This window comes from Streptomyces sp. NBC_00376 (genome assembly GCF_036077095.1).
Taxonomy (GTDB): Bacteria; Actinomycetota; Actinomycetes; order Streptomycetales; family Streptomycetaceae; genus Streptomyces.
In genome coordinates this window covers 4,035,100-4,056,775 of sequence record NZ_CP107960.1, presented here as the reverse complement: position 1 = coordinate 4,056,775, position 21,676 = coordinate 4,035,100, and the positions used below count along the sequence as shown (strand labels likewise).

At 70.9% G+C, this 21,676-nt stretch carries 26 protein-coding genes and 1 pseudogene; 22 read left to right on the top strand and 5 right to left on the bottom strand.

Annotation, left to right across the window (positions count from 1 at the left end):
• The first annotated feature begins 103 nt into the window (after nt 1–103).
• The 8 genes from OG842_RS18325 (at nt 104) to OG842_RS18295 (ending at nt 5,732) form a co-directional block, all read left to right on the top strand.
• Complete coding sequence (locus OG842_RS18325) at nt 104–1,000, top strand: alpha/beta hydrolase family protein (RefSeq protein ID WP_266730951.1); 897 nt, start codon at nt 104–106, stop codon at nt 998–1,000.
• 41 nt (nt 1,001–1,041) lie between these two features.
• Nucleotides 1,042–1,296 (top strand): MoaD/ThiS family protein, encoded by a 255-nt coding sequence (locus OG842_RS18320; protein ID WP_266730949.1) that lies wholly within the window; start codon nt 1,042–1,044, stop codon nt 1,294–1,296.
• Nucleotides 1,297–1,306: 10 nt separating this feature from the next.
• Nucleotides 1,307–2,758 (top strand): hypothetical protein, encoded by a 1,452-nt coding sequence (locus OG842_RS18315; protein ID WP_328512366.1) that lies wholly within the window; start codon nt 1,307–1,309, stop codon nt 2,756–2,758.
• A 131-nt stretch (nt 2,759–2,889) separates the two neighbouring features.
• A complete protein-coding gene (locus tag OG842_RS18310) occupies nt 2,890–3,579 on the top strand; it encodes an LmeA family phospholipid-binding protein (protein WP_266730947.1) in 690 nt (229 codons plus the stop codon).
• Between the two features lie 266 nt (nt 3,580–3,845).
• Nucleotides 3,846–3,953, top strand: a complete 108-nt coding sequence (locus OG842_RS45230) for a putative leader peptide (protein ID WP_350983699.1) — start codon at nt 3,846–3,848, stop codon at nt 3,951–3,953.
• A gap of 159 nt (nt 3,954–4,112) precedes the next feature.
• Entirely contained in the window at nt 4,113–4,958 is an 846-nt protein-coding gene (locus tag OG842_RS18305; RefSeq protein WP_328512365.1) for a sulfurtransferase, read from the top strand.
• A 50-nt stretch (nt 4,959–5,008) separates the two neighbouring features.
• A complete protein-coding gene (locus OG842_RS18300; protein ID WP_018490348.1) occupies nt 5,009–5,296 on the top strand; it encodes a DUF1416 domain-containing protein in 288 nt (95 codons plus the stop codon).
• 178 nt (nt 5,297–5,474) lie between these two features.
• Nucleotides 5,475–5,732, top strand: a complete 258-nt coding sequence (locus OG842_RS18295; protein ID WP_266730944.1) for a DUF3099 domain-containing protein — start codon at nt 5,475–5,477, stop codon at nt 5,730–5,732.
• Between the two features lie 20 nt (nt 5,733–5,752).
• On the opposite strand, the gene OG842_RS18290 is transcribed toward OG842_RS18295, so the two are convergent.
• Entirely contained in the window at nt 5,753–6,115 is a 363-nt protein-coding gene (locus OG842_RS18290) for a DsrE family protein (protein ID WP_266730943.1), read from the bottom strand.
• 103 nt (nt 6,116–6,218) lie between these two features.
• Here OG842_RS18290 and OG842_RS18285 point away from each other — a divergent pair, with 103 nt between their 5' ends.
• The 6 genes from OG842_RS18285 (at nt 6,219) to ygfZ (ending at nt 11,162) form a co-directional block, all read left to right on the top strand.
• Nucleotides 6,219–7,013: a hypothetical protein gene (locus tag OG842_RS18285; RefSeq protein WP_266730941.1), complete on the top strand. Its 795-nt coding sequence runs from the start codon at nt 6,219–6,221 to the stop codon at nt 7,011–7,013.
• On the top strand, nt 7,010–7,840 hold the full coding sequence (locus tag OG842_RS18280) for a hypothetical protein (RefSeq protein WP_266730940.1): 831 nt from the start codon (nt 7,010–7,012) through the stop codon (nt 7,838–7,840). Before OG842_RS18285 ends, OG842_RS18280 begins: the two co-directional genes overlap by 4 nt.
• Entirely contained in the window at nt 7,837–8,712 is an 876-nt protein-coding gene (locus OG842_RS18275; RefSeq protein ID WP_328512364.1) for a hypothetical protein, read from the top strand. The genes OG842_RS18280 and OG842_RS18275 overlap by 4 nt, the downstream gene beginning before the upstream one ends.
• Nucleotides 8,713–9,039: 327 nt before the next feature.
• Nucleotides 9,040–9,612: an FABP family protein gene (locus OG842_RS18270; RefSeq protein ID WP_266730937.1), complete on the top strand. Its 573-nt coding sequence runs from the start codon at nt 9,040–9,042 to the stop codon at nt 9,610–9,612.
• Nucleotides 9,613–9,680: 68 nt separating this feature from the next.
• Entirely contained in the window at nt 9,681–10,145 is a 465-nt protein-coding gene (locus tag OG842_RS18265) for a Fur family transcriptional regulator (protein ID WP_266730935.1), read from the top strand.
• Between the two features lie 51 nt (nt 10,146–10,196).
• Nucleotides 10,197–11,162 carry a CAF17-like 4Fe-4S cluster assembly/insertion protein YgfZ gene (gene ygfZ, locus OG842_RS18260; protein WP_266730933.1) on the top strand — a complete coding sequence of 322 codons (966 nt, stop codon included), beginning with the start codon at nt 10,197–10,199 and terminating at the stop codon, nt 11,160–11,162.
• A 24-nt stretch (nt 11,163–11,186) separates the two neighbouring features.
• Here the strand turns inward: ygfZ and dtd are convergent, their stop codons facing one another.
• Nucleotides 11,187–11,636 carry a D-aminoacyl-tRNA deacylase gene (dtd, locus tag OG842_RS18255; RefSeq protein WP_328512363.1) on the bottom strand — a complete coding sequence of 150 codons (450 nt, stop codon included), beginning with the start codon at nt 11,634–11,636 and terminating at the stop codon, nt 11,187–11,189.
• Nucleotides 11,637–11,753: 117 nt separating this feature from the next.
• Between dtd and OG842_RS18250 the strand changes: the two genes are divergently transcribed.
• The 3 genes from OG842_RS18250 (at nt 11,754) to OG842_RS18240 (ending at nt 14,741) form a co-directional block, all read left to right on the top strand.
• Nucleotides 11,754–12,374, top strand: coding sequence for an RsiG family protein (locus OG842_RS18250; RefSeq protein WP_266730930.1), 621 nt, complete (start codon nt 11,754–11,756; stop codon nt 12,372–12,374).
• Between the two features lie 47 nt (nt 12,375–12,421).
• Nucleotides 12,422–13,405 carry an asparaginase gene (locus OG842_RS18245; protein WP_328512362.1) on the top strand — a complete coding sequence of 328 codons (984 nt, stop codon included), beginning with the start codon at nt 12,422–12,424 and terminating at the stop codon, nt 13,403–13,405.
• Nucleotides 13,406–13,484: 79 nt separating this feature from the next.
• A complete protein-coding gene (locus tag OG842_RS18240) occupies nt 13,485–14,741 on the top strand; it encodes a GNAT family N-acetyltransferase (protein ID WP_266730927.1) in 1,257 nt (418 codons plus the stop codon).
• A gap of 27 nt (nt 14,742–14,768) precedes the next feature.
• Here OG842_RS18240 and OG842_RS18235 read toward each other — a convergent pair whose 3' ends face one another.
• On the bottom strand, nt 14,769–14,936 hold the full coding sequence (locus OG842_RS18235) for a hypothetical protein (protein WP_266730926.1): 168 nt from the start codon (nt 14,934–14,936) through the stop codon (nt 14,769–14,771).
• A 292-nt stretch (nt 14,937–15,228) separates the two neighbouring features.
• Between OG842_RS18235 and OG842_RS18230 the strand changes: the two genes are divergently transcribed.
• The 5 genes from OG842_RS18230 to OG842_RS18210 all read left to right on the top strand — a co-directional run bounded on the left by OG842_RS18230 (nt 15,229) and on the right by OG842_RS18210 (nt 20,027).
• Entirely contained in the window at nt 15,229–16,155 is a 927-nt protein-coding gene (locus OG842_RS18230) for a GntR family transcriptional regulator (RefSeq protein ID WP_328512361.1), read from the top strand.
• A 2-nt stretch (nt 16,156–16,157) separates the two neighbouring features.
• A complete protein-coding gene (locus tag OG842_RS18225) occupies nt 16,158–17,006 on the top strand; it encodes an HAD family hydrolase (protein ID WP_266730923.1) in 849 nt (282 codons plus the stop codon).
• A 134-nt stretch (nt 17,007–17,140) separates the two neighbouring features.
• Nucleotides 17,141–18,292, top strand: a complete 1,152-nt coding sequence (locus OG842_RS18220; RefSeq protein WP_328512360.1) for an aminoglycoside phosphotransferase family protein — start codon at nt 17,141–17,143, stop codon at nt 18,290–18,292.
• Between the two features lie 83 nt (nt 18,293–18,375).
• A complete protein-coding gene (locus OG842_RS18215; protein WP_328512359.1) occupies nt 18,376–19,155 on the top strand; it encodes a TetR/AcrR family transcriptional regulator in 780 nt (259 codons plus the stop codon).
• Between the two features lie 215 nt (nt 19,156–19,370).
• Nucleotides 19,371–20,027 carry a TetR family transcriptional regulator gene (locus tag OG842_RS18210; RefSeq protein ID WP_266730919.1) on the top strand — a complete coding sequence of 219 codons (657 nt, stop codon included), beginning with the start codon at nt 19,371–19,373 and terminating at the stop codon, nt 20,025–20,027.
• Nucleotide 20,028: 1 nt separating this feature from the next.
• On the opposite strand, the gene OG842_RS18205 is transcribed toward OG842_RS18210, so the two are convergent.
• Together OG842_RS18205 and OG842_RS18200 are read right to left on the bottom strand one after the other, a co-directional pair.
• Nucleotides 20,029–20,553 carry a DUF2199 domain-containing protein gene (locus tag OG842_RS18205; RefSeq protein WP_266730918.1) on the bottom strand — a complete coding sequence of 175 codons (525 nt, stop codon included), beginning with the start codon at nt 20,551–20,553 and terminating at the stop codon, nt 20,029–20,031.
• A 243-nt stretch (nt 20,554–20,796) separates the two neighbouring features.
• Nucleotides 20,797–21,633: pseudogene (locus OG842_RS18200) on the bottom strand (aldo/keto reductase).
• Nucleotides 21,634–21,676: the final 43 nt, after the last annotated feature.

Sequence of the window (21,676 nt, the reverse complement as noted above, 5' to 3'; positions counted from 1 at the left end):
GGGCCGCTGAGCTTGTGGAAACGTCGCCGTAACAACGCCTGGAAAGCACAAAAGGACCCGGGGGCTGCTCTGCCCGGATCCTCTTCCCAGCACAATAGCCCACATGAGTTCTGTGTCCGAGGGGCGAATTCGGAGTTCCACTGTTCCCTCGATCACGCCCGGTTCCCTGCGCACGACATTGCGTGCCGATGACGGGGTGCGTATCGAGGCGGTGTACGAGCCGTGCACGGCAGGTGCCGGGGTCGTTGCGGAATCATCCTTCGACGGTACTGCGATCGTGCTCGCGCACGGTTTCACCGGTTCGGTGGACCGGCCCGCGGTGCGGCGTGCCGCCGCGGTGTTCGCCGGGCGTGCGGCCGTGGTCACCTTCTCGTTCCGGGGGCACGGCGGCTCCGGCGGGCGGTCGACGGTGGGTGACCGCGAGGTGCTGGATCTGGCGGCGGCGGTGGAGTGGGCGCGGTCGCTCGGACACCGCCGGGTGGTGACCGTCGGGTTCTCCATGGGCGGTTCGGTGGTGCTGCGGCACGGTGCGCTGTACGCGGGCCGGCCGGACGGCGACGCGGGAGCCGGTGACGTCCTGGAGCGCGAGGGGCGCACCGGAGCGCGTGCGGGGGCGCACGCGGATGCGGTGGTGGCCGTGAGCGCCCCCGCCCGCTGGTACTACCGGGGCACGGCCCCGATGCGTCGGCTGCACTGGGTGGTCACCCGGCCCCTGGGCCGGCTGGTCGGCCGCTACGGCCTGCACACCCGGATCGACCGCGAGGAATGGGACCCCGTGCCGCTCCCGCCGGTCGAGGCCGCCGCTCTGATCGCCCCGGCGCCGCTGCTGATCGTGCACGGCGACCGGGACCCGTACTTCCCGCTGGACCACCCGCGCGCGCTGGCCGACGCGGCGGGCGAGGGCGCCGAGCTGTGGCTGGAGCGCGGGATGGGGCACGCGGAGAACGCCGCGGACGAGACCTTGCTCACCCGCATCGCCGACTGGGCGGTGGCGCGGTGACCGATGATGGACAGCTGACGAGAGACGAGAGGAGTGGCGCCATGCCTGCGGTAACCATCCGCTACTGGGCCGCCGCCAAGGCCGCGGCCGGGACCGCGGAGGAGCCGTACATGGCTGCGACCCTCGCCGAGGCGCTCGACGCGGTGCGTGAACGGCACCCCGGAGAGCTCACCCGAGTGCTGCAAAGGTGCTCGTTCCTCATCGACGGTGACCCCGTGGGCACCCGCGGCCATGAGACCGTACGCCTTGCCGAGGGCGGCACGGTCGAGGTGCTCCCGCCGTTCGCAGGAGGGTGAACCGCAGAACATGAGCAGCAACGATCAGCAGCATCCGTACGGACAGGACCAGGGTTACGGGCACGTCCCCGGCCACGACCCGTCGCACGGCCGGCACCCGCAGCCACAGCCGCAGTCGTACGGCGATCAGTCCTACGGCGATCAGGCGTACGGTGCGCAGTCCTACGGCGATCAGGCGTACGGTGCGCAGTCCTACGGTGATCAGGCGTACGGCGGCCAGGCGTACGGCGGTCAGTCGTACGGTGATCAGGGCTACGGCCACCAGTCCTACGGCGCGCAGCAGCCGTACGGCCAGCAGCCGCAGCCGCAGCCGCAGGCGGAGAACCAGTACGACCCGAACCAGGCGCCCCGGGCGAACCCCGGGCAGGCGTGGTCGGCCGGGTATCCGCAGGAGCCCGCCGCACCTGCCGCGCACGGTCCGCAGGACCCCGGCGTCGCGCAGACGTGGGAGGGCCAGACCTGGGACACCCAGTACCAGCCGGTGATCCACTCCGCCCAGCCGGCCCAGCCTGTGCAGCAGGAGCCCGTGCAGCAGCCCGTTCCGGCCGCCGCCGAGACCACCTATCTGCCGCCGCTGGGCGCCACGGGCGGGCATCCGCTCCCGCCCGAGGCACCGGCCGAAGCCGCGCCCGCCCCTGCTTCCGCTCCCGCCGCCGGGCACGACGCGGCCGGCTACAGCGCCCCCACCACCCTGGGCAACAGCCGCGTCACCGGTGCCCAGCGAGCCCGTGCCGAGGGCCGCTCGCCCATCATCGCGCCGGGCATGCAGCCGGCCGCGCTCACCGCCGGGCTCGGGCTGCTGCTCGCCCTGGGCGCCGCGATCGGGCAGTACGCCCTCGTCGTACCGCTGGTGCTGCTCCAGGCCGTGACCGCGGCCGGCTGGTTCCGGCTCAACGGCATGTGGCCGGCCCGGCAGGGCATCGCGCTCGCGTTCGCGGGCGGCCTGGTCGCCGACATCGCGCTGCTCGCCGCGGGCCGGGAGAACGGACCGGCCGCCATCCTCGGCACCCTCGGCGTCTGGGTGCTGCTCACCGTGGTCCTCCAGCTGCGCAGCCACGCGAGCGCCGACGAGCGGATGCAGGGCCTGATGGCCACGATCGCCTCGGCCGCGCTCTCGGTCCTGGCCGCCGGACACCTCGCGGCGGTCCCGGACGCGGTGACGGTGGGCGCGGTGGCCGTCGCGGTCGCCGCGCTCGTCCGGGCGCTGCCGCTGCCCGGACCGGCCTCGGTCGCGGTGGCGCTGCTGGCCGCCGCGGGCGGTGGCGCCGTGGCCGGGGTGCTGACCGATCTGGGCGCGAAGGGTGCGCTGCTCGGCCTCGTGGCGGGAGTCTGCGCCCTGATCGGGCTGCGGGTGGCGAGCTACGACTATCCGTCGCGCTTCGTCCACATGACCGCCGGTGTGGCGCTGCCGCTCACCGCCGCCGCGCCCGCCGTGTACCTGCTCGGCCGCGCGCTCTCGTAGCGCCGGACCGGCCGCCCCGGGAACCGAAGAGGGGTGCCCGCTCGTCGATCACCCGGGGCGCCGTGCATGTCCGACGGACGTGCGGGGCGCCAGGGGTCCGGCCGGATTGCAGGGTGGGGGAAAGAGCGGGCATGCGTGCACTGCGAATACTGCTGGTCATCGTGGTGGTTCTGGGCGGGATCTTCGTCGCCGTGGACCGGGCAGCGGTGTACTTCGCCGAGTCGGAGGCCGAGGGACGGATCCGGGTCACCGGTGCCACGATCGGTTCGACGGACGTCTCCATCAAGGGATTCCCGTTCCTGACGCAGGTCGCCGGGGATCAGCTCGACGAGGTCGACGTGGAGATCACCGGCATCGAGACCGACGCCAACGGCCGCAGGCTCCGGATCAGCAGGATGGACGCCGCGCTGCACGAGGTGAAGCTGTCCGAGGGCTACTCCAGCGCCACCGCCGCCCGCGCCACGGGCACTGCCGTCATCTCGTACGAAGACCTCACCAAGGCCGCCAGCGACGGCGTCGTCGTCGAGTACGGCGGCAAGAACAAGGTGAAGGTGACCGGCACGGTCGATGTCCTCGGCCGCCCGATCTCGCGCAGCGTGCTCTCCACCGTCACCCTGGTCGACGGCCACACCGTCCGGGTGCGTGCGGACCAGGTACCGGGTGAGGACATCCCCGGGCTGGAGGGGCTGGTGCGCAAGAAGACCGACTTCGACCGGGAGGTCGGCGGCCTGCCGAGCGGCCTGAAGCTCCAGAAGATCCAGCCGACCGCGGACGGCCTGGAGATCTCGGTCACCGGCACGGACGTACAGCTCGCCGGCTAGGGCCTCTCGGGCCCGCAGCCCGCGCCGCCCGAGCCCCGTGCCGTCCTCCCCGTCCGGCCCGGCGCTCCCGCACGCCCGGATGCGCAACAGTGCGCCACATATTGAGACGGCCCTGTCCGATCCATAGATGGCCGAGGCCCGGCGACGATGCGGGGGCGGTGCGAGGGGCGCTTCGCCCTCGGTTCCGTCCCACATCGTGGACGATCGCGTATCAAAATACGAAACAGCGGTGACATGGCCGCCGGTACGTCCCTACGATCGGTCCCATGCAGTGCTCTATTGGCGGTCTCCCGCAGCGGGGACGGGCGGATCTCACGAAGCGGCGGGCAGTGGACCTGTGCCGCGTCGCCGCCATGCTCTGTCGCACTGTCTGAGCGGGAGCCTTCGGCACCCCGCATTTCCCCGGCCCTTCGACCGAAGTCAGGGCCCATCCCGATCGCCGTTGTACGTGTGCCGCACGCCGCGCCGCCGTACACCCGCATCACGCACCGTCTCGCATCATCTCGCCGCAGACTGCCCCGGAGGAGAACAGAATGAGCCGCAGTGACGTCCTGGTAGACGCCGACTGGGTCGAGGCCCACATCGACGACCCGAAGGTCGCTCTCGTCGAGGTCGACGAGGACACCTCGGCGTACGAGAAGAACCACATCAAGAATGCGATCCGGATCGACTGGACCAAGGACCTCCAGGACCCGGTCCGTCGTGACTTCATCGACCAGGCCGGGTTCGAGAAGCTGCTGTCCGAGAAGGGCATCGGCAACGACACCACGGTCGTCCTGTACGGCGGCAACAACAACTGGTTCGCGTCCTACGCGTTCTGGTACTTCAAGCTCTACGGCCACCAGGACGTCCGCCTGCTCGACGGCGGCCGCAAGAAGTGGGAGCTCGACTCCCGCGACCTGGTCGACGGCGACGACATCCCGTCCCGCCCGGTCACCGAGTACAAGGCCCAGCCGCAGGACGAGTCGATCCGCGCCCACCGCGACGACGTCGTGAAGGCGATCGGCAGCCAGAACCTGGTCGACGTGCGTTCGCCCGACGAGTTCAGCGGCAAGCTGCTCGCCCCGGCGCACCTCCCGCAGGAGCAGTCCCAGCGCCCCGGCCACGTGCCGAGCGCCCGCAACATCCCGTGGTCGAAGAACGCCAACGACGACGGCACCTTCAAGTCGGACGACGAGCTCAAGGCCCTGTACGAGGCCGAGCAGGTCGACCTGGCGAAGGACACCATCGCGTACTGCCGCATCGGCGAGCGCTCCGCGCTCACCTGGTTCGTGCTGCACGAGCTGCTCGGCCAGGAGAACGTCAAGAACTACGACGGTTCGTGGACCGAGTACGGCTCCCTCGTGGGCGTGCCGATCGAGCTCGGCGCCAACAAGTAACTCCGCACTACCCGGACCAGCACGACCCCCGACCCAGAAGGACGAAACACATGTGTGGAGCAAAGGCCGGCGGCCCCGACGCTTCGACCATCAAGCCCGGTGAGACCACCATCCAGGGCAGCGTGACCCGCGACGGCGAGCCCGTCACCGGCTACGTCCGACTGCTGGACTCGACCGGCGAGTTCACCGCCGAGGTCCCGACCTCGGCGACCGGACAGTTCCGCTTCTACGCGGCCGAGGGCACGTGGACGCTGCGCGCCCTCGTCCCCGGCGGCAGCGCCGACCGCACGGTCGTCGCGCAGACCGGTGGCCTCTCCGAGGTCGCGATCGCCGTCTAGGGCGCCCCGCGCCGCGACACAGATCGGCCGAAGGGCCGTACCCCAGGGGGTTGGACGCCTTCCTGAAACGGGGTACGGCCCTTCGAGCCATTCGTACGGGCACGGGCACGGAAGGCCATTCCGTAGGGGCATGAACCGGGGCCTGCCCCACCGGCGGGGGCGGGCCTACGCTGGAGGTATGTACGCCCGACGCCGTCGCGGCTATTTCCTGATGATGGGCGGTTGCATCGTCCTGTTCGTATCGGCCTGGGCCTTTGTCCGGCTGTGGTCGATGCCCGCCGCGATAGCGATGTGCCTCGTCGCGATGGTGATCCCGCCCATCGCGGCCATGGTCGCCAACCGGCGGGGGCCGGACGACCGCTGGTGGGACGACCCGTCCGGCGACCCGAAGTCCGACGAGTGGTGGGACGAACTCGACGGCAAGAAGCGGCGATAACGCTCCCCGTCGTTCTCGCGTCAGTAGACGAGGGCCTGCACGCCGTCGGCCATGATCTCGCTGACGAAGACCTGGGCACCGGCGATCCGTACGCCCTCCAGGACGTCCTGCTCGGTGATGTCACGACGGGCCGCGCACTGCGTGCACAGGGTGATCCGGCCACCCGCCTGGATCGACGCGATCAGATCGGGCAGCGGCGCGGCATGCGGCAGTTCGAACTCGGCGGCGCGCCCGGGCAGCGCGAACCACGAGGACTCCCCGGTCAGCCAGAGCGAGACCTCCACGCCGCTGGCGACGGCGACCGCGGCCACCGTGAACGCCTGCGAGCAGCGCTCGGCGGAGTCGGCACCTGCGGTCACCTTGATCACGAGCTTCTTCTGCATATGCCGAACTGTAATCGGCGGGCGGGCAACCTCATCTCCTCGGCGGCGGTCAGGTGTGTGCGCGGATAACGGAATCAGCGCTTCTCTCGTGGGGGGATCCCGATTGGAACCGAACACTATTTCTGACGGGTCGGCGCCACCGGTCGCCGCGCCCGTCGCAAGGCGCCCGCGCGGGCGTACGGCGCTGCTTCTCGCCGCTGCCGCGGTGCTCGGCATCGCGGGCGGCACCGCCGTGGGCTACGACGTGCAGGCCGGACGCGCCCCGACCCCGCTGCCCGCCCTGTCGCAGCCCGATCTGGCGTACCCGGCGAAGGCACTGCCCCCGGGCAAGGCCCCCGATCCGCTGCCCGCGTCCCAGGACCGCCGGGTCAGGACGGACGGCGACCTGCGAAAGCTGATCGTGGACAGGCCCGCGGGCTGGAGCGACGACGACATCTCGGTGCCGGGCCTGAGCGACGGCTATCTGGACCCGGACGTCTACGCCCGCTCCTCGTACAAGGAGGAGGGCTCCATGTACGAGTACTTCCTGGAATACGACGTACGACGGATCGCGGCCGCCGCCTGGAAGCGCGGGCAGTACCGCACCGCTGAGATCCATCTCGTGCAGTTCGGCTCGGGAACCGTCCAGGGGGCCCAGGACTTCGCCGAGGGCCAGCTCGCGTACATGCCCGGATCCGCGAACGGCGCGGGCAACAGCGGCGATGCGATCAAGGGCAGCGGCAACGGCCGCTACTACCTCTACGAGGCCGACCGGAAGCCGGGCTATCTGCCGTCCTACCACGCCAGGGCCACCGTGTACCGGGGCGACATCGCGGCCGACATCCACATCTACGACACCGTGCCGATCAGCAAGAAGGACATCCGGACGTTGGCCGAGAGACAGCTGGAGCGCCTGTGAACGACGTGACCGCACAGGCGCCCACGCCCGACGAGAGCGTCGACGAGAACGCCGACGAGAACGGCGGCGCTTCCGGGACCGTCGCATCCGGCCGCCCGCGCCGGGTGATCCTCATGGCGCTTCCCGTCGTGCTGGTGGCCGCCGCGGTCGCGGGTGCGGCCGTGCACACCAAGAACTCGGTGGACGCCGCCGACCGCAGCGCCGGAACGCGCCTCTGGGAGGAGCCCGCGCACAAGCCGGGCAAGGACCCGGCCGGTGACGTGGCCCGGGGCCGGGTCTCAACCGAGCTCAGCAAGCTGCTGCTGCCGGTCCCGGCCGGCTACCGGCTCGGCCCCGACAACGGGGAGCTGGGCAACGACGGCGAGCTGAGCGGCAGGAAGGCGACCGCCGCCATGAAGCTGAACGCCCGCGGTCTCGCGGGCAAGGAGCGCCGGGCCCACGAGAAGCGGATCGACAAGCTCCGTATCGAGGGCATCGCCACCCGTTCCTACACCGGGGACGACAACACCCTGGCGATCAGCACCGAGATTATGCGGATGAAGGACAAGAAGGCCGTCCGGAACTTCTACGCCTTCAAGACGGGCCTCTTCGAGGCCATCGGCATCTTCCGCACGGAGCCGAAGATCAAGGGGCACACGAGGAACGCCAGGTGCTACGTCCTGCGCAAGGGCGAGGACTCCATCAAGTCGATGAACTGCCTGGCGTACGACGGCGAGCTGAGCGTCAGCCTCTCGGCGTCCGGCACCAAGCCGTTCGACCGCAAGGCCGTCGCCGAACTCCTGAAGGACCAGCTCGACCACATCGCGTCCCCGGGGGAGTACATATGACCGAGCAGACGACGGCGACACCCGACGGGACCGTGCCCGCCGCGCCGGCCGAGGCCACCTCCGTACCGCAGGCGCCCGAGCCCTTTCCAGACCCGGCCCCGTCGCCGGCGCCGAAGCCGCCGCGGCGGGTGTTGCGGGCCGTCGCCCGGTGGACCGCCGCCGCCCTGGTCCTCGGGGGGCTCGGTGCCGGTACGGCCTTCGGTATCACCTCGATGGAGCGCACCGACGTGCCCGGTCTGGCCACCGAGAGCGACGGCCGCTGGGACTATCCCGAGCTCAGCCTGCCCGCGCTCCCGGCCGGCTCGCCCCGCCCGTACAGCGACAGCAACGTCGCCGAGATCCACCACGCCGACCTGCGGCGTCTGCTGCTGCCCGCCCCGGCCGGGGCGGTCGTGGACAAGAAGCTCGACGGCGGCTGGGTGAGCACGGAGCGGTACCTCTCCGAGTACGCGAAGAGCAGTCGCTCCGATCTCGCGCAGACGCTGAAGGACTCGGCTCCGCGCCACGTCGCCGCCCGCGGCTGGACCATGCCGGACGGCACGTCGACCCGGATCTATCTCGTCCGGTTCAACTCGACGGCCTTCGCCCAGGCCTTCATGGACTCGATCGCCGGCAGCGGATCCGAGGCGTCGCTCGTCGGGGCGCCCGAGACGGTTCTCGACGAGGGCTGGAGCGGTGCCGGCAAGGTGGCGGGCACCTCGTCCTACGCGTACGACGAGGCGAAGCCGTACGGCGAGGCGCGGGTCCGCCACGGCTACGTGGTGGCCGGGGACACGCTCGCCCTCGTCGTCCAGTCCCGCAAGGGCGAGGAGAGCACCCGGAGCGTTCCGTTCCACCAGACGGTGATCCTGCAGAACCAGCTGCTGGGCTGACCTGCCCCCGGGCGGTCCCCGGGCAAACCCCGAACCGGCGGGCCGGGCCCCAACCCATTAGGCTGGGGCCCGGCCCCGTACTGCTGCCATAACGCTCGTTGCAAGGAGTTCCCGTGCTTGAGGCATTCTTCTCCGCCCTGCTGGTCCTGGTCTGCGTCGGCGTGCTCGCCTTCGCCGGGCTGACCGTGAAGAAGCTGTACCAGGGTCAGCGCTGACCCTGCGCGCAGCCTCCGTCCGCGCGGGTACCCCGTCACGACAACGTGACACCTCGCACCCGATGTGTCACGTCCGCAGCCACCCCCACCTCACAGATCGTCTGAGCCGCTCATGATCGAGATTCCGTCCGACCTCCACCCGGACCTCGTCCCGCTGGCCTTCCTCCTCGGCAACTGGGCGGGCGCCGGTGTTTCCGACTTCCCCGGCGCCGAGCAGTGCAACTTCGGCCAGGAGGTCTCCTTCAGCCACGACGGCCGGGACTTCCTGGAGTACGTCTCGCACAGCTGGGTGCTCGACGCCGAGGGCGAGAAGGTCCGGCCGCTGGAGACCGAGTCCGGCTACTGGCGCATCGACAAGGACCGCAAGGTCGAGGTCGTCATGTCCCGCGACCAGGGCGTCATCGAGATCTGGTACGGCGAGCTGGCCGACAAGAAGCCGCAGATCGACCTGGTCACCGACGCGGTGGCCCGCACCGCGGCCTCCGGCCCGTACAGCGGTGGCAAGCGTCTGTACGGCTATGTGAAGAGCGACCTCATGTGGGTCGGCGAGAAGGCCACCCCCGAGGTGGAGCTGCGCCCGTACATGTCGGCGCACCTGAAGAAGGTCGTCACCCCGGAAGAGGTCGAGGCGATGGCGAAGAGCCTCGGCGACCTCCCGGACGACGGCATCGCCTTCTTCAAGTAGTCCGTCTTCGAGCAGTCCTTCCTCGAACGCTCCGCGGGCAGGTGCTCACCCGGTCCTACACTGGGCGTGTGGTGAGCACCGACTGGAAGACCGATCTCCGGCAGCGCGGCTATCGGCTGACGCCGCAGCGGCAGCTTGTCCTGGAAGCCGTCGACACGCTGGAACACGCGACACCCGACGACATCCTCTCCGAGGTGCGCAGGACCGCGTCCGGCGTGAACATCTCCACCGTCTACCGGACGCTCGAACTCCTGGAGGAGCTCGGGCTGGTCAGCCACGCGCACCTGGGGCACGGGGCACCCACGTACCACCTGGCCGACCGTCACCACCACATCCATCTGGTCTGCCGCGACTGCACCGACGTCATCGAGGCCGATGTCGCCGTCGTCGCCGAGTTCACCGCGAAACTCCGGGACGGCTTCGGTTTCGAGACGGACATGAAGCACTTCGCGATCTTCGGCCGCTGCGCCGGGTGCACGGCGAAGGCGGCGGAGAACCCCGAGAACACCGAGAACCCCGAGGGCGCGGTCTAGGACAGCGGCCTCTCCGGTCGTACCGTTCATGCCGCGTCGTACGCTGGTCGCATGAAGAGCCCCCTGCTGTCCCTGCCCGGCGCCGTCCCCGCCGAAGGCCGCGACGAAGGCGTCGCCGCGCACTACGGCGACCTGTTCCGCGAGCAGCGAGCCCTCGCCGACGGCTCCGGCCTCGTCGACCTCTCGCACCGCGCCGTCGTCACGGTCACCGGCAGCGACCGGCTGGCCTGGCTGCACCTGCTGCTCACCCAGCACGTCAGCGAACTCGCCCCGGGCCAGGCCACCGAGGCCCTGATCCTCACCGCCAACGGGCACATCGAGCACGCCCTCTACCTCGTCGACGACGGCGAGACCGTGTGGATGCACGCCGAACCGGGCACCCAGGGCGATCTCATCGCCTACCTGGAGTCCATGAAGTTCTTCTACCGCGTCGAAGTCGCCGACCGCACCGAGGACTTCGCCGTGGTGTACCTGCCGGCCGGCTCCATCGCGGAGGTCCCGGACGGCGTGACGGTACGGGAGACGGCGTACGGCCGGGACCTGTTCCTGCCCCGCGCCGACCTGGAGGAGTACGCGGCGGCGCACGGCCCGGTCGCCGGCATCCTGGCGTACGAGGCGCTGCGCGTGGAGGCGCACCGCCCGCGCCTCGGCTTCGAGACCGACCACCGCACCATCCCGCACGAGCTGGGCTGGATCGGCACCGCCGTACACCTCCAGAAGGGCTGCTACCGCGGCCAGGAGACCGTGGCCCGGGTGCAGAACCTGGGCAAGCCGCCGCGTCGGCTGGTCTTCCTGCACCTCGACGGCAGCGAGGTGCTGCTGCCCGGACACGGCACCCCGGTACGGCTCGCCGCGGACGGCGCCGAGGGGCGCCAGCTGGGCTTCATCACCACGTCCGCCCGCCACCACGAGCTGGGGCCGATCGCGCTGGCCCTGGTGAAGCGGAACGTCGCGGTGGACGCCGAGCTGCTCGCCGGGGACACGGCCGCGGCCCAGGAGACGGTCGTCGAGCCGTAGGGCCCCGGTTCTGACCTCGAAGGTTCAGACCTCGACGACGACGGTGAACGGGCCGTGGTTCGTGAGCGAGACCCGCATGTCCGCCCCGAACCGGCCCGTCTCCACCTGCGCGCCCAGCGCCCGCAGCTGCTTCACCACCTCGTCGACCAGCGGTTCGGCGACCTCGCCGGGAGCCGCCGCGTTCCAGGTGGGCCTGCGGCCCTTCCGGGCGTCCCCGTAGAGAGTGAACTGCGAAATCACCAGAAGTGGTGCATTCACATCGGAGCAGGACTTCTCGCCCTCCAGGATGCGCAGCGACCAGAGCTTGCGGGCGAGCTGTGCCGCCTTCTCCGGGGTGTCCCCATGGGTGACTCCCACCAGCACGCACAGCCCTTCGCCGACGATTTCGCCGACCACCTCGGGCCCGCCGGCCCCGTCCGCGCCGTCGGTCACCGTGACGCTCGCGCCGTCCACCCTCTGTATCACTGCACGCATACAGACCAACCTATCTTGGGCTGAACGGGTACAGAGCATCCACATAGGCACCACCCAAGTGGCACCATGCTCGGGAGGCGGTGTGCCGACGCACCGGTCGAGGGGATGGACACAAGCATGAGTACCTATGGAACCGGGCAGTCCCCCGGCGCCGTACCGGTCACACGAACCGGCGCCAGTACCAGCACCAGCACCAGCACCATGCGGCCACCCGTTCAGCGAACCGGTCACGGCCTGGAGGACGGCCTGTCCGCCGGGCCGCAGCCCGAGCTGGTCACCCTGCGGCTGCCGGAGCTGCGCACGCTGCGCCGCGACGCGCAGCGCGACGAGGCCGACCTCAGCTATGTGCGCCGGCTCGTCCAGGGCCGGATCGACATCCTGCGGGCCGAGCTGGCCCGGCGGCTGGATCCGGAGAAACCGGTGGTGGACCGGCTCTCGGAGATCCTCGCCGACACTCCGTCCCAGCACCGCTCCTCCGCCCGGCACGTCACGCTGACCACGCCCCGCAGCGACGAGTACCGCCGGCTGGCCGCCGAGACACTGGCCGAGGTCGAGCTGTCCGATCTCGACGCCCGTACGGACGAAGAGCTGCACACCGCGATGGGGCGCCTGGTCCGCTACGAGCAGCAGGTCTCCCGCCGCCGTCACCAGCTGCAACGCACCACTGACGATTGCAGCGCGGAGATCGCCCGCAGGTACCGTGATGGTGAAGCACAAGTAGACGACCTGCTCGCCTGAAGCGATCCTTCCGGGGGGCGGGCCCCGCTCGTCCCCGGAAGGCCACCATGACCTCCAGCGCCGCCCCCGCTGCACCGTCCGCCATATCCCCCGCTCTCCCCGTCCTGGCCGAGGTCGTACGGTCCGGCTTCGTGGAGGGCCACCATCGGGGCTCGCTGGTCGTGCTGGCCGCCGACGGCAGCGTGGAACGGGTCCTGGGCGATCCGACGGTGCCGGTCTTCCCGCGCTCCTCCAACAAGCCGATGCAGGCCGCGGCCGTGCTGCGGGCCGGGCTGGACCTGTCCGGGGAGCGGCTGGCCCTGGCCGCCGCGAGCCACTCCGGCGAGGACTTCCACCTCGAACTCGTCCGCACGATGCTCGCCGAGCACGGACTGACGCCCGCCGATCTGCAGACCCCGCCCGATCTGCCGCTGGACCCGGTCGAGGCGGAGACGTATCTCGCCGCCGGCCACGTCCGGGAGCCGATCACCATGAACTGCTCCGGCAAGCACGCGGCGATGCTCGCGGTGTGCGCGCTGAACGGCTGGGACCGGGCGTCCTACCTCGACCCGTCGCACCCGCTCCAGCAGCTGGTCCTCCGGGTCGTCGAGGAGGCGGCCGGCGAGCCGGTCACGGCGGTCGGCACGGACGGGTGCGGGGCGCCGCTGATGGCGATCAGCCTGGTGGGCCTGGCGCGGGCCTTCCGTACGTTCGTGATGGCGGAGCCGGGGACGGCGGAGCGCCGGGTCGGTGACGCGATGCGGGCCCACCCCGAGTACGTGGCCGGGACCCGCCGCCCCGACACCTGGCTGATGCGGGAGGTGCCGGGCACGCTCTCCAAGATGGGTGCCGAGGCGGTGCAGGCGGTGGCGCTGGCGGACGGCCGGGCGCTGGCCTTCAAGGTCGACGACGGTGCGACGCGGGCCCTCGGGCCGGTGCTGGCCCGTTCGCTGCGGCTGCTCGGCATCGATGCCCCGGTGGTCGCCAGGATCGGACACGCGCCGCTGCTGGGCGGCGGCGGGGAGGTCGGCGAGATCCGGGCGGCCTTCTGACACGGCCCGTCCCACGGCGGCTCCACGGCGGCGGAAAACCAGGAGACATCCCGTGAGCCCTGTGCCTAGCGTGGCTCGCATGGCTCTCGACATCCGCACGGTCACCGCTGCCGAATTCCCCGACTGGCTGCGCGCCAAGCACACCGGCTTCCTGCAACCGACGACGGACACGGCCACGGAGCAGGAGGCGGAAAGGCGCCTTCCGCACACGGATCTCTCCCGCACGCAGGGCGCGTTCGACGGCGGACGGTGCGTGGCCACGTTCCGTTCGTTCGCGCAGGAACTCACGGCCGTCGGCGGCGCCGCGGTGCCGGCCGACGCGATCTCCAACGTCACGGTGTCGCCCACGCACCGCCGTCGAGGGCTGCTCAGCCGGATGATGGCCACGGACCTGGCGGCGGCGAAGGAGCGCGGCGAGGTGGTCGCCACGCTGATCGCCGCCGAGTACCCGATCTACGGGCGGTACGGCTTCGGCCCGGCGACCTGGACCACCGAGTGGGAGATCGACGTACCGAGGGCGGGCCTCGACCCGCGCTGGTCGGGCCCGTCCGAGCGGGACGGCGGCCGGATCGACCTGGTGAGCGGCGCGGACGTACGCAAACTGGGCCCGGCCCTCCACGACCGGCTGCGCGCCCGGCAGCACGGCGTGGTCGACCGCGACGCGCGCTGGTGGTCCGTGAACACCGGAGAGATCCAGCCGGGTCCCGGGACCTGGACGGAGCCCTTCTACGCGGTCCACAGCAACGCCGCCGGCGAGGTGGACGGCCTGATCGTCTACCGGGCCGACGACAACTGGGGCGACGCCAAGCAGCCGCTGAACCGGGCCACGGTGCTCGGACAGATCGCCGTCACCCCGGCCGCCGAGCGCGCGCTCTGGCACTTCGTCTGCTCGATCGACTGGATCACCACGGTCCGCTCCGGCTACCGCGCCCCCGACGACCTGCTGCCGCTGCTCCTCCCGGACCCGCGCGCGGCCCGCATCGTCACTCAGGCGGACTGGCTGTGGGTACGGCTGCTGGACGTCGTACGCGCCCTGGAGGCCCGCACCTACGCGGCACCCGGCACGCTCACCCTCGACGTCCACGACGCCTCGGGCCTGACCCCCGGCCGCTACCGCCTGGAGGCCACCGCCTCCGGCACGAACTGCACCCGCACCACGGCCGATGCCGATCTCGCCCTGGATATACGGGAGTTGGGCACCCTCTACCTGGGCGACGAATCACCGACCCGGCTGGCGGCCCTGGGCCGCATCGAGGAACTCACACCCGGCGCGGTGGCGACGGCGGAGGCGATGTTCCGGGCGGGACGGCGGGCGTGGTGCCCGGATGTGTTCTGAGTGCTCCGCACCCGTCAGGGCCTGCGTCTAGTCGTCGGTGGGGATGACGAGCAGGGCCAGGATCACGGCCCCCGCACCGGCGCAGTTGGGGCTGCCCGCCTTGAGTCCGAAGGTGAGCAGCGCCAGGCCCAGCGTGCCCATGAACCCGTACTTCCACTGAACGATCTGTTCGAGTCCAAGTGTGATGAATGGCATGGCGATCACTCCTCCGACGGGGAAGGGGCGTCGGTGCACGCACTCCGTTGTGCCGCTCGGACGCTACTGCCCGGCTGTCTTGATGCTCGTGACTCCTGGCAACCAATCAACTCGCTCTGTAATTTGACCGGTTGACTTGATGTGATTCTTCCCTACGAGTGAGTAGTCGTAAACTTGTCTGGTTGTACAGGTGAGTTGATGTCGACAGCGTGACGATTGGGTTGGCAGTTGGATGCATCTCCTTTGGTGCGGCGGTGAGTTGTATGGTTGACAGGTGACAAGTCGTGAGTCTGTGGCACCTGACGGTAAGCGGCAGTACCAACGGATCGCCGATGAGCTGCTCAAGGGGATCAACAGCGAGGTCTGGCGTCCCGGTGACCGGCTGCCGACGCAGGAGCAGCTGGCCGACCGGTTCGGCGTCTCCCGCGCCACGATCAACGAAGCGCTGCGGTTGCTCCGCGACAAGCACCTGATCGTCACCCGGCAGGGCAGCGGGACGTTCGTCAGCGAGTCCGAGGCGGGTGTTCCCTCGCCCCGGCCGGGTGTTCCCGCGGATGCCGGTCACGAGGACGGCGACGTCTGGGCGGTCGTCTCGGAGAGCATCCCTCCGGTGCTGCTGAAGCCCTATCTGGAGGAGGCGTTCGAGGCGACCGAGGTGCGGCTCGACGTCTTCTCGATGACCACGGAGTCGCTGGCCGCGCGGGTGTCCGACCAGAAGAACCGCATCATGACCGGTGTCATCGCGCCGCCCCGGTCCATCAGGGCCCGGCTGATGCTCCCCGACTGCGACTCCCCGCACCTGGCCATCCCGCGCCCGGTGGACGGTCCGGACGATCCCCGGGTGCGGCGGCGGCTGAAGGGCATCCTGCAGAGCCACGCGACGATGCTCAGGGAAGCCTTGTACGAACTGCGCTACCAGGGGTTCGTGCAGGAGGTGGAGGTCGAGGTGCGGTTGGTGCCGTTCTCGCCCCAGATGAAGCTGTACATTCTGAACCGCCGACTGGCGCTCCAGGGCCTCTATGTGACGGAAGAGGGCACCATCCCGCTCCCTCCGGACCAAGAGGAAGTCGAGATCTACGACGCCTACGGCACGGGAGCGACCCTCTTCCCGTACCGTGCCTCGGCCGACGCCACACCCGATCAGGTCGGCATTGTGCGCACGTTTCAGGCGTTCTTCGATTCGAACTGGGACAACCTAGCCACAAGGGCGGACTTCTGATCGTGTCTCAAGCCACGGCCACCCCCACTTCACCGGACACCGCATCACCGGACACCGCGCCCTCGGACACCGCGTCCGTTCCGGAAGTGCGGGACATGCTCTCCCGCGCCCGATGCGTCGTGCTCGATTTCGACGGCCCCGTCGCCAGGCTCTTCGCCGGCGGCCACCGGAGCCAGGAGAGCGTGGCGGGCGACATCGCCGACGAGCTGCTGCGGATCGCGGCATCGCACGGTATCGAGCTGGCCGGGGTGAGGGGGAGCAAGGACCCCCACGAGGTGTTCGGCGCGTACGCGAGGGGTGCGGCGGAACGCGACGGCATGCACCCCTGGCGTATCGCCGCCGATGAGATGCACGGCGCCCTGACCACCTGGGAGCTCAAGTCGGCGGAGCACGCGGAGCCGACCCCCGGAGCCGCGGCCTTCATCCGGGCCTGGAGCCGGAAGGCCGGCCCGCGGACGACGGGGGTTCCCTCATCGGCGCAGGGGCGGTTGGCGGTGGCGTCCAACAACCACCACGGAGCCATCACCCGCTATCTCGAACGTGAGTCGCTGCTGGAGTTCTTCGACGGTCCGGTCATCGGCCGGAACGAGGGTGACGTGGGGCTCATGAAGCCGAACCCCTGGATTCTGCACGAGGTCGTCCGGGCGACGGGGGCCGATGCGGCGGAGCACCTGATGATCGGGGACTCCCTCTCGGACCAGCAGGCGGCGCGGAGCGCGGGGATGCCGTTCCTCGGCTATCACCGCAAGGCCGGGAAGCGGCAGTTGCTACGGGCTCCGGGGCCGGACGGCCGACGGCTCCCCGTGATCGCGACCATGCAGGTGCTGGCCGATGCCGCGAGCGCCCTCTGAAGGCACAAGTGCGGTGGAACGGCCGGAAGTTGTACCTTCCTTGGTATGGATCGCGACGAGGTGGCCGTACCGGCCGGTGAGGCCGGTCGCCGCCCGGAGGGCCGGGTTCACGCGAAGCGCGGCCGGGCCTGCCGGTGACCGTGGTCCGGGCGCCCGCCGCCGTGGGGTCCTCGGCCGGAGCGGGATGCCGGGTGGCGGCGGCCGTGGCGGCGCGGGCGGGCGTGGCGGCGCTGGTGCCGGACGAGAGTCTGCTGGTGGGGCCGCTGAACGGGTACCACCACGAGACGTACGCCTTTCCGCTGCCGGCCGATGACGGTTCCGGGGCGCAGACCTGGTGGAAGTGCCGGTACCCGCGGGCGGGGCTGCTCCGGTTCGACCTGCGCTGGTTCACCTCGGAGCAGGCGCTCCTGGCGGCGCTGCAGGGGCGGGTCACCCGGATACCCGTGGTGGCCGAACGGGCCGGGGTCCCCCTCTATTCGTTCATAGAGGGCCGGACGCTCGGCGAGACCTGCCCTCCCGGGACCCCGCTCACGGAGCGCCATCTGGGCCAGCTCGGCGTTCTCTTCGGGGAGCTGGTCTCGATCGGTGCGGACGGCATCGGAATCGACGGCACCGAGGGCGTCCGGGGAGGCGATTCGGCGGCCTTCCTGTCGCGGCTGATCGGCTTCACCGAACACCATGTGCGCCGCCGCCACCTTCCCCGCTACGGCGCCCTCTTCGCGGAACTCGGCGTACCCGGTGGCGGTCTGGACCGGCTGCGGGGCGAGGCCAGGGGGCTGACGCCTCGTCCGTTCACCCTGGTCCATGGCGATCTGCACCGCGAGAACCTCGTGGTCGACGCCCGGGGCGACCTGTGGACCATCGACTGGGAGCTCGCCATGGCCGGAGATCCGCTCTACGACCTGGCGACCCATCTCCATCTGATGCGCTATCCCCGGCGGGAGGGGGAGCGGGTCGCCGAAGTCTGGCGCGATGCGGTCGAGGGCGTCCGCAGCGGCAGCTCCGCGGGGTGGGAACGGGATCTGCCGGTGCTGCTGAAGTACAAGCGGGTGCAGTCCGTCTACACGGATGTGATCCGCGCGGCCCTCGCGCTGGGTCCCGGGGGCCCGGGTACGGAGAAAGGGGCGGAGCGGCGGCTGCCGGCCCGGGAGTCCGGGCGGATCCGGGAGGTTCTGGCAGCGGCGGCGGTACCGCTGGGAATGGCGCGGGTGCCGACGTCCAGGCAGATACGTACCGCCTACGAGAACTGGTTCGAGTCGCACCCGCACATCGCCGCGGCCTCCTGATCCGCTCCTCATACGTGCGCAATACGCAGAAATGTGTACGCACTACGCAAATCTAGGATGGGATCGAGGGAAGGTGGGGTTCAGTGACTGAGGAGAAGGGCTCGCCGGGCGGTACGGGCCTGCCGGCCAGTATCGAGGCCGCCTGGGGGCTGCGGGCACGGCCGGTCAAGGGGCCGAAGCCGGGGCTGAGTCTGGCGCGCATCGTGGATGCCGCGGTGGCGGTGGCGGCGTCCGAGGGACTCGGCGGGGTGTCGATGGGGCGGGTCGCCAAGGACCTGGGGGCCTCGACGATGTCGCTCTACCGGTATGTGTCCGCCAAGGGGGAGCTGTACGTCCTGATGCAGGAGGCGGCCATGGGCCCGCCGCCCCCGCTGTCCGCGCTGGAGAGCGGGGCCGACTGGCGGGAGGCGCTCACGCAGTGGGCCCGGGCGCAGCGCCGGGTGTTCCACCGCAATCTGTGGATGCTCCGCATCCCGGTCTCGGGCCCGCCCGCCAGCCCGAACTCGGTCGCCTGGTGGGAGCAGGGCCTGCGGGCCCTCGAAGGCGCCGGTCTGGACGCGCGCGACGAGGTCTCCGTCATCCTGCTCGTCAACGGGTTCGTACGGAACGAGGCGCTGCTGATGGGGGATCTCGCGGCCGCCGTGGAAGCGCGCGGCATTCCGGCGCAGGAGGTGGCGGACGGGTACACCCGCACCCTGAACCGGCTCGTCGACCCCGTACGCCATCCGTCGCTCTCCCGGGTGCTGGACTCCGAGGTGCTGAGGGCGCCGCGCGGGCCCGACGAGGAATTCGAGTTCGGGCTGGCACGGGTGCTGGACGGGATCGAGGCGCTGGTGGAGGCGCGGGCGAGTTCCCGGGCCTGACGGTGGGCGGCGTACGGGGGTTTCGTGGGCGTACGCGCGCGGATCGGGGCTCCGTGAAGCCGACGTCAACGTGACTCGCCCCGGTCACCACCCCACCCGGAAGCCGGGCGGACCCGCCGCCGGGTCGGTCAGCCCCGCCATGGGCCCGTGCGGCCGCCCGCGGGCGCCCTCGGACGTCAAGTCCGCTTGAGGTCAAGGGCGTACGCTTCGGAGTCATGGACGGAGAGAAGCCCGGACCCGGGACGGCGGGAGCGGCCCACGAGCAGATGAGCCTGCGGGAGCGGAAGAAGCAGCTGACCTACCAGGCGGTCTCCGAGGCCGCGATCGCGATGTTCCTGGAGCGGGGCTTCGACAAGGTCTCGGTGGCGGAGGTGGCGGCGGCGGCCGACATCTCGAAGCCGACCCTGTTCCGGTACTTCCCGGCCAAGGAGGACCTGGTCCTGCACCGGTTCGCCGACCACGAGGACGAGGCGGCCCGTGTGGTCGCCACCCGTGCGGAGACCGAATCCCCGCTGGACGCGCTGCGCCGCAACTTCCTGGACGGGCTGGAGCGGGGCGACCCGGTGACCGGGCTCTGCGATGTGCCGCAGGTGCTGGCGTACCAGCGGCTGCTGTACGGGACGCCGTCCCTGGTGGCCCGTTTGTACGGCTACCAGAGCCGCTCGGAGGCGGCACTCGCCCGTGCGCTGGGCGACCGGGTGGCGGACCGGCTGGCGGCGGGCCAGATCATCGCCGTACAGCGCATCCTCGCCCTGGAGAACTGGCGGCGGATCGACGCGGGGGAGAGCGCGCGGCAGGTGTACGCGGACGCGGTCGAGGCGGCCGAGCTCGCCTTCGCGCAGTTGCGGACGGGGCTCGAGGAGCAGCGGTAGCTCAGGAGGGCCGCTCGTCCTCGGAGTGCAGCACCGCTTCGGCGATCTCCCGCACCCGGTCCCGGGTGATGCCGGTGCGCTGTTCCACGGCGAGCGGGTGATCGGTGGGCTCCAGCTCGATGCTGGGGCGCCGGCCGATCGGGCGGGTGTGGGCGTTGGTCCTGAGGTTGGTCGTGCGGGGCGTGTACAGCCCCAGTTCGGTGCTCAGCCAGCCGAAGTAAGGCTGCTCGGACTCGCGGCCCGGGGTCTCCCACACATCGAGGGCGCGGGCGAAGTTCTCCCGGCTGAGGGAGACCCAGACGCCCCAGGAGAAGGGCTCCTCGCTGCCGAACACGGGTATCTCGATCAGGCCCTTGATGAAGTAGTGCTCGTGTCTGACGATGCACTGGTCGGAGGAGAGCATGCTGTCGGGGTCGCTCTCCAGACCCGCGTCCCAGACGTCGGGTGCCATGGTCGAGTACCCCATCGGGAGTTCCGCGTGGTGTTCGCCGCAGCGGGAGCAGATGTAGCCGGGGTCGATAGCCATGGGCGGATCCTAGGTCCTGCGGCCGGACCTCTGTCCGCCGCTTGCCGTCACTGCCGGCCGTCGCGTGGAGGACGCCGGGAGCGATCCCGGCGTCCTCCAAGGCGGACGCGACCGTGCTGCCCATGTATCCCGGATCCCGGGCCTCCGGCGATCGGTGCCTTCATGCGGTATCCGACTCCCCGGCCTCTCCGCCGCTTCGACGCGGTGGACCGGGGGCCGTATCGGTCGCGTCCGCGTGTGCGGTCAGCCGCGGCGGCCGAGCAGCGCCATGTCGTCCTCGTCGAGGACCAGGCGTCCCGCGGCCATGTTCTCCTCCAGGTGGGCGAGCGAGGCGGTGCCGGGGATCTGCACGATCGAGGGCGAGCGGGCCAGGCCTCATGCGATGGCCACCTGGTGCACCGTCGCGCCGTGCCGCTCGCTCACCTTCCGGAGGTTCCGTTCGGAGAGATCGGTGTTACCACCGCCGAGCGCGAAGAACGGCATGTACGCGATACCGGCGTCCGCGCACTCGTCGACGAGCGCGGCGTCGGCCTGGTCGAGCACACCGAAACGGTTCTGGACGGCGGCGACCGGCGCGATCGAACGGGCCTCCGCGAGCTGCCCGCTCGTCACGTTGCTGACGCCCAGCTGCCGGATCAGCCCTTCCTCGCGCAGCGCGGCCAGCACGGCGAACCGTTCACCGATCGGCTCCACGACGCCGCCGCTCAGCCGCCCGACCCGCAGATGCACCAGGTCGAGGGTGTCGACCCCGAGGTCCTCCAGATTCCGCTCCACCTCCCCGCGCAGCTGATCGGGGCGGGCCTCGGCGTACATCTCACCGGTCTCGTCCCGCAGCGGGCCGACCTTGGTGGCGATGGTGACGTCCGGGGGGTACGGGAACAGCGCCTCGCGCAGCAGGTCGTTGGCCCGGTGGGTGGGGGAGAAGTAGAAGGCGGCGGTGTCGATGTACCGCGCTCCGAGCTCGACGGCGCGCCGCGCCACGGCCACGGCCTTCGCCGTGTCGCCGGCCGGTCCGCTCCACCGTCCCGGGAGCTGCATCGCGCCGAAGCCGAGCCGCGGGATGGTGACGGTGCCGCCCAGTTCGAAGACGCCGGGGCCCGAGGTGGCGCCGGTGGTGGTGGAC